The 6179-nt window shown below is 72.4% G+C and carries 5 protein-coding genes; 1 reads left to right on the top strand and 4 read right to left on the bottom strand.

Features of this window, described 5'->3' with window-relative positions:
• Window positions 1–103: 103 nt before the first annotated feature.
• Both ACIA8K_RS18230 and ACIA8K_RS18225 read right to left on the bottom strand, forming a co-directional pair.
• Complete coding sequence (locus ACIA8K_RS18230) at window positions 104–907, bottom strand: siderophore-interacting protein (RefSeq protein WP_396060227.1); 804 nt, start codon at window positions 905–907, stop codon at window positions 104–106.
• Window positions 908–1454: 547 nt separating this feature from the next.
• Window positions 1455–1916 carry a MarR family winged helix-turn-helix transcriptional regulator gene (locus tag ACIA8K_RS18225; RefSeq protein ID WP_396060225.1) on the bottom strand — a complete coding sequence of 154 codons (462 nt, stop codon included), beginning with the start codon at window positions 1914–1916 and terminating at the stop codon, window positions 1455–1457.
• A gap of 59 nt (window positions 1917–1975) precedes the next feature.
• Between ACIA8K_RS18225 and ACIA8K_RS18220 the strand changes: the two genes are divergently transcribed.
• Window positions 1976–2950: an alcohol dehydrogenase catalytic domain-containing protein gene (locus ACIA8K_RS18220; protein ID WP_396060223.1), complete on the top strand. Its 975-nt coding sequence runs from the start codon at window positions 1976–1978 to the stop codon at window positions 2948–2950.
• Between the two features lie 6 nt (window positions 2951–2956).
• On the opposite strand, the gene ligA is transcribed toward ACIA8K_RS18220, so the two are convergent.
• Window positions 2957–5074: an NAD-dependent DNA ligase LigA gene (ligA, locus tag ACIA8K_RS18215; RefSeq protein ID WP_396060221.1), complete on the bottom strand. Its 2118-nt coding sequence runs from the start codon at window positions 5072–5074 to the stop codon at window positions 2957–2959.
• Window positions 5075–5296: 222 nt separating this feature from the next.
• A complete protein-coding gene (locus tag ACIA8K_RS18210; protein ID WP_396060764.1) occupies window positions 5297–6067 on the bottom strand; it encodes a SigB/SigF/SigG family RNA polymerase sigma factor in 771 nt (256 codons plus the stop codon).
• Window positions 6068–6179 lie beyond the last annotated feature (112 nt).

Raw genomic sequence — 6179 nt, 5'->3', positions numbered from 1 at the left:
GGGGCTCCCCGGGGCGGCGGGGCCCCCGGCGTTCCGGGGGGGCTCTCGGCCGTGGTGGGCGGCGGGGGGGGCCGGGGCCTTCCCCGCCCCCGCCCCACGGCCGTCAGTCGAGCGAGCCCGCGACGCCCTCGCGCCAGTAGCCGCGGACCGAGACCCGCTCCGCGTCCAGGCCGCGGTCCTGCCGGAGGTGGGTGCGCAGTGTGCGCATCGCCCCGGCCTCGCCCGCGCCCCAGACCAGCGATCCGGAGCCGAGCGGGATCGCCGCGACCGTCTCCACCACGGCCTCGGCCGGGACCGCACCCAGCCAGCGCACGTCCGCGACGCGGCCGCCGCCCAGCTCCCGCTCCGGGCCGGTGGCCAGCACCAGCACCCGTACCACCGCGTCGGTGGGCAGTTCTTCGAGGAAGCGCTCGGTCGCGGGCAGGCCGGTCTCGTCCGCGACCAGCAGATAGTCGTCGCAGTCGGCCGGGAAGACCTGGCTGCCGCGCGGGCCGATCACCCCCAGCGAGGCGCCGGGCGCGGCAGTGGTCGCCCACCGACCGGCCGGGCCGTGCGCGTGAAGCACGAAGTCGATCGTCAGCTCGCCGGCGGCCGCGTCGAAGCGGCGGGGCGTGTAGTCGCGCGTGGTCAGCGGGCTCGGGCGGCCGGCGGCGGGGAGGGTCAGCTCGCCGGTCTCCTCGTCCGGCACGACCACCTTCACGTGGTCGGCCGCGGCCAGCGGCAGGAACGGGAAGTCGGACTCCAGCTCGGGGCCGCCGAGCACGATCCGGCGCATGGCCGAGCCCAGTTCCTCGACGCGGAGCACCTCCAGGCGGCGGCGTCGCGCCTGGTGGGACACGCGTCGCACCAGCCCGGCGCCTCTGCCTCCGTCACGCGCCGCGGTGCCGCGGCTGATCGGTGCTGTCATCAGACCATTCTGCTGCCGGGCCCGGAACGCCGGCGCGCAGGGTCACCGCAGGTGACGGAGGTTCGCCTGCAGGCCACTACCCACATGAGACCACCCGGCCGGACGGCGCGTACGTTGTGTCCACTGCGGAGGGTGTCGGACACGGGAGGGGAACTCTGTGGAAACGCGGAGGAAATTCGTGGAGCGCGCCACGTCCGGTCCTGGATACGTGGTGATACTGCTGCTGACCGCGCTGGCCGTCGGACTGGTCGCGGCGGCCCTGGAGGCGTGGAAACCCCTGGGGTGAGGATTCACGGGTGTGCACGGCCCGTCGATCGGAAATATGAAGGACATGCGGAGAGAGCACATGGAGCGCACCACCTCGAACGCCGGATACCTGGCGATCATCCTGACCACGGCCCTCGTGGTCGGCGTAGCCGTCGCGCTGTTGGAGATGTGGTGGCGCTGAGCCCGCCGACAGAGCCGCAGTGAGCCAGGCGGCAGAGCCGCAATGAGCCCGCCGGCAGCCGCGACCACCATGGGCGCCGGCGCCGTGACGATCACCGGATCACGCCGGCGCTGAGCCGGGCGCCGAGCCGGGCGCCGCACCGTCCAACGCGCCGAGCAGGCGCTGGACCAGATCGTGCATCAGCTGCCTGTCCGCGGCCGGCAACACCGGGTCGACGATTTCCGCGACGGCGTCGGCATAGGTGCCGGCCGCGGCGTCGAGCGTTTCCCGCCCCGCCACGGTGAGCGCTACCCGGCTCGCCCGGCGATCGCCGGGGTCGGCCTCGCGGGCGAGCAGGCCGAGCGTGACCATCCGGTCAGCCACCTTGCTGGCGCCGCCGACAGTGATGCTCATCCGCTGTGCCAGGTCGCCGACCCGCAGCGGCCCGCCGGCCAGCGCGTGAAGCGTCTGGAACCGGGCGAGCGGCAGATCGTGCACGGCTCGCAGCCGCGCGTCCACCCGCTCCCAGAGCAGGATCTCCAGCCGGATCAGGTCGTTCAGCCACGCGATGCGGTCGCTCATCCGTACCCCCATTTTATGTTCCTTGGAATATTATTCCATGGAACGAAGTTGGCGCCGACATGACCATGCGAGCGATCGTGCTGACCGGTCCCGGACCGGTGGAGAACCTGGAACCGCGTGAACTGCCAATCCCGGAGCCCGAGCCCGGCTGGGTACGCCTCCGCGTGCACGCCTTCGGCCTCAACCGCTCCGAGCTGCACCTCCGGCTGGGATATGCGGACAACGCCCGCTTCCCGATCGTGCCCGGCATCGAGGCCACAGGCGTGGTCGACGCCGCGCCCGGCAGCGATCTGCGGCCCGGGCAGCAGGTGGTGGCGATGATGGGCGGCATGGGCCGCGCGTTCGACGGCGGTTACGCGGAGTACACGGTGGTGCCGCGCGCGCAGGTGATCCCATTCCGCTCCGAGCTGCCCTGGGACGTGCTCGGCGCGGTGCCGGAGACGCTGCAGACCGCCTACGGCTCACTGACCGTGGGCCTCGATCTGCGGGCCGGCCAGACGCTGCTGATCCGCGGTGGCACGTCCGCGCTCGGCTACGCGACCGCCGCGCTGGCCCGGGACCTCGGCGCCACAGTGCTCGCCACCACCCGGCAGCGCGACCGCCTGGACGACCTGGCGGCGCACGGTGTCGCCCACCCGCTGCTCGACGACGGCGACGTGGCGGCCCAGGTCCGCCGGATCGTCCCGGACGGCGTGGACGCCGCGCTTGAGCTGGTCGGCACGCCGGCGCTGCCGGACACGCTCGCCGCCACCCGCGTGCACGGCACGGTCTGCATGGCCGGGATGCTGTCGAACGAGTGGATCGTCAAGGACTTCTATCCGATCGGGTACCTCCCGGCCGGGGTGCGCCTGACCGGCTACAGCGGGAACGCCGCCAACCTGCCGCCGGAGATCCTGCAGCGCACCCTGGACCAGCTGGCCGAGGGGACGTTCTCGCTCGGCCCGGTCACCACCTACCCGCTCGACCGGATCCGCGCCGCCCACCACGCCATCGAGACGAACGCGGTGAGCGGCAAGGTGGTGATCACGGTGTAGCGGAATTCAGAAGTCGTCCAGGGACGGGGACTCGCCCGCGCGGTGTGCGGCAAGCAGCGCGGCGAAGCGGTCCGCGGGCATGATCCGCACGCCCAGCTCCTCGGCCTTGGCGGCCTTCGAGCCGGCGCCGTCACCGACCACGACCAGCTGGGTCTTCTTGGAGACGGAGCCGGAGGACTTGCCGCCCAGGTGCTCGACCGCCTCGTTGCCCTCGGTGCGGGACAGGCCGGGGACGGAGCCGGTGACGACGACGGTCATCGCGCTGCCGTCCTCGTTCTGCAGCGGGAGGCGATCGGCCGGGTCCGGGGCTGCGGCGGCTACGGCGGCCGCACGCTCGGACGCGGGGACGACGCCGGGCTCGGTCATGGTGAGGCCGTGCGCGGTGAGCTTGGCGATGATCGGGGCCAGCTCGACCAGCTCGGCCGCGATCGTGGCGGCGCGCTCGGGGCCGACGCCCTCGACGTCCTGGAGCTGCTCGACCGAGGCGCCGAGCAGCTCCGGCATGGTGCCGAAGTGCTTGGCCAGGCGGCGGGACATGGAACGGCCGGTCATCCGCACGCCGAGGCCGGTCAGCACCCGGGACATCGGCTGCGCCTTGGAGCCCTCGATGTTGGCGAGCAGCTTGCCGGCCGAGGTGGCGCCCATCCGGTCGAGCGCGGCGACGGCCGCCGCGTCCAGCTCGTAGAGGTCGGCCGGGTCGGTGACCATGCCGGCCGTGACGAGCGCGCGGATGACCTTGTCGCCGAGGCCCTCGATGTCCATCGAGTCGCGGGCGGCGAAGTAGGCAAGCGACTCGGTCGCCCCGCACGCCCGGCCCTGGGTGCAGCGCCAGCGCTTCTGCGAGCGGTCGATCTCGCCGCCGCAGCGCGGGCAGAACTCCGGCGGGGTGAACGCCACCGAGTCGGCGGCCCGCTCGTCGAGCTTCGCCCCGGTGATCTCCGGGATGACCTCGCCGGCCCGGCGGACGAAGACGGTGTCGCCCACCCGCACGTCGCGGCGGACCAGATCGCCGAAGTTGTGCAGCGTGGCGGACGTGACCACCACGCCACCGACCTGCACGGGCGCGATCACGGCGACAGGCGTGATGACGCCGGTACGGCCGACCTGCACCTCGATCGCGGTGAGCGTGCTGGTCCGGGTGTCGGCCGGGAACTTGAACGCGGTCGCCCAGCGCGGAAACCGGCTGGACGAGCCGGCCGTGTCCCGGTCCGCGGGCGCATCCGCCTTGATGACGGCGCCGTCGATGTCGAAGCCGAGCTTGCCGCGCAGCCCGCCGAGCGAGGTCACGGCCGCGACCAGCTCCTCCGCGGTGGTGCACTGCGGCATCCCGGCCGGCGAGCCTGCGGTGGTGGCGACGCCGAGATCAGCGATCGCGGCCATCGCCGCGCTGTGCGTGAGACCCTCGCCGTCCGGCAGGTCGTGCACCGCGTAGGCGAGGAAGGACAGCGGCGCGATGTAGGCCCGGTCCTGGGCGCGAAGCGTGCCGGCGGCCGCGTTCCGCGGGTTCGCGAAGGGGGCGCCGCCGTGCGCCACCCGCAGCTCGTTCGCCTTGGCGAAGTCGTCGTCGGTCATGAAGACCTCGCCGCGGACCTCGACAGTCACGGGACGCCGCAGCTCGGCCGGGAGCCCGGCGACCGCGCGCGCCTGCGCGGTTACGTCCTCGCCCGCCTGCCCGTCGCCGCGCGTGGCGACCTGCACCAGCGCGCCGTCCACGTAACGCGCCGCGATCGCCATGCCGTCGATCTTCGGCTCGACCGTGTAACCGGCGACCGGGCGGCCGATCACCTTCTCCAGGCGCGCGGCCCACTGGGTCAGCTCGTCCGCGTCGAAGACGTTGGCCAGGCTCAGCATGGGCGTGCTGTGCACCACATCGCCGACCACGCCGCCGCCGGCCGCGACCACCTCGGTGGGCGAGTCCGCAGCCGCCCACTCCGGGTGCGCGGCCTCGCTCGCGGCGATCCGGGCGAACAGCGCGTCGTAGGTGGCGTCGTCCATCACGATGTCGGCGCCCGCGTAGTAGGCCGCGGCGGCCTCCCGCATCCGCCCGATCGTCTCCCGGTACTCGTCGGCGCTCTCGAACGGCGCGGCGTGCGCCGCATCGACGACCGGGGCGATCTCACTCATGACGACTCGTTTCCTCAGGGCTCCGTGACGATCATCTTCTTACTCCAGGGGTACGACAAACACGCTGGGGTACGACCGACACGCCTGGGTACGAGGACACGCTGGGATACGAGAGAAAGCACGGAGCCGCGAGCACCCTGGGCGGATCGGTGGCTGGAACGGACTCATGGCGGTGACCGCCACGTGGGCAGCACCGCCATGATGACGAGCGAAGGGGGACGATCAGTTGAAGGAGTCGACGTCCATGTGGCCGCGGAGCTTGACCAGCGCCTTGGTGAGCAGCCGGGAGACGTGCATCTGGGAGATGCCGATCTGGTCCGCGATCTGCGACTGGGTCAGGTTGCCGTAGAAGCGGAGCGTAATGATCCGCTGCTCACGCGCGTCGAGCATGGCGAGCGCCGGCCCGAGCGTGGCGCGCAGCTCGACCTCGGCGTAGTCGTCGGTCTCGTCGCTGATCGTGTCGCCAAGCTCCGCGCTGCCGTCCGTGCCGAGCGGCGTCGAGAGGCTCGTCGTGTTGTAGGCGCGGGCGCCCTCCAGGCCCTCCAGCACCTCCTCCTCGGTGATGCCGAGGTAGGTGGCGATGTCCACGACCAGCGGGGAGCGGCCCAGCTTGTGGGTAAGCGTGCTGTTCGCCTCGCTGATCGCGAGCCGCAGCTCCTGGAGCCGGCGCGGCACCCGGATGGACCAGGTGCGGTCGCGGAAGTGGCGCTTGATCTCGCCGACGATTGTCGGGATGGCGTAGCCGGAGAAGTCGACGCCACGGGACGCGTCGAACCTGTCGACCGCCTTGATCAGGCCGACCATCGCGGTCTGCACCAGGTCGTCGGTCAGCTCGCCGCGGCCGGAGTAGCGCTTGGCGAGGTGGCGGGCCAGCGGCAGCCAGGCCTCGATGGTGCGGTCGCGGAGAGCGGCACGGCGCGGGTCGTCGGCGGGCATTCCGGCCAGAGCGACGATGAGGTTCGCGGCGGCGTCGGCGGCGCGGTCATCGGTCATCGTCTCACGGTCAGTGACCGTCGACTGGGCGATGGTTATGGTCATGAGAGCGGTCCTTCGCTTGTCCGGCCAGCCCGGATACCCGTTCGGCTTTCCCGACCATAGCCGAACA

Source organism: Catenuloplanes sp. NPDC051500 (assembly GCF_044454585.1).
Lineage (GTDB): Bacteria > Actinomycetota > Actinomycetes > Mycobacteriales > Micromonosporaceae > Catenuloplanes.
Note: the sequence above shows the minus strand (reverse complement) of the source record. Positions and strands in the feature narration are given on the sequence as shown.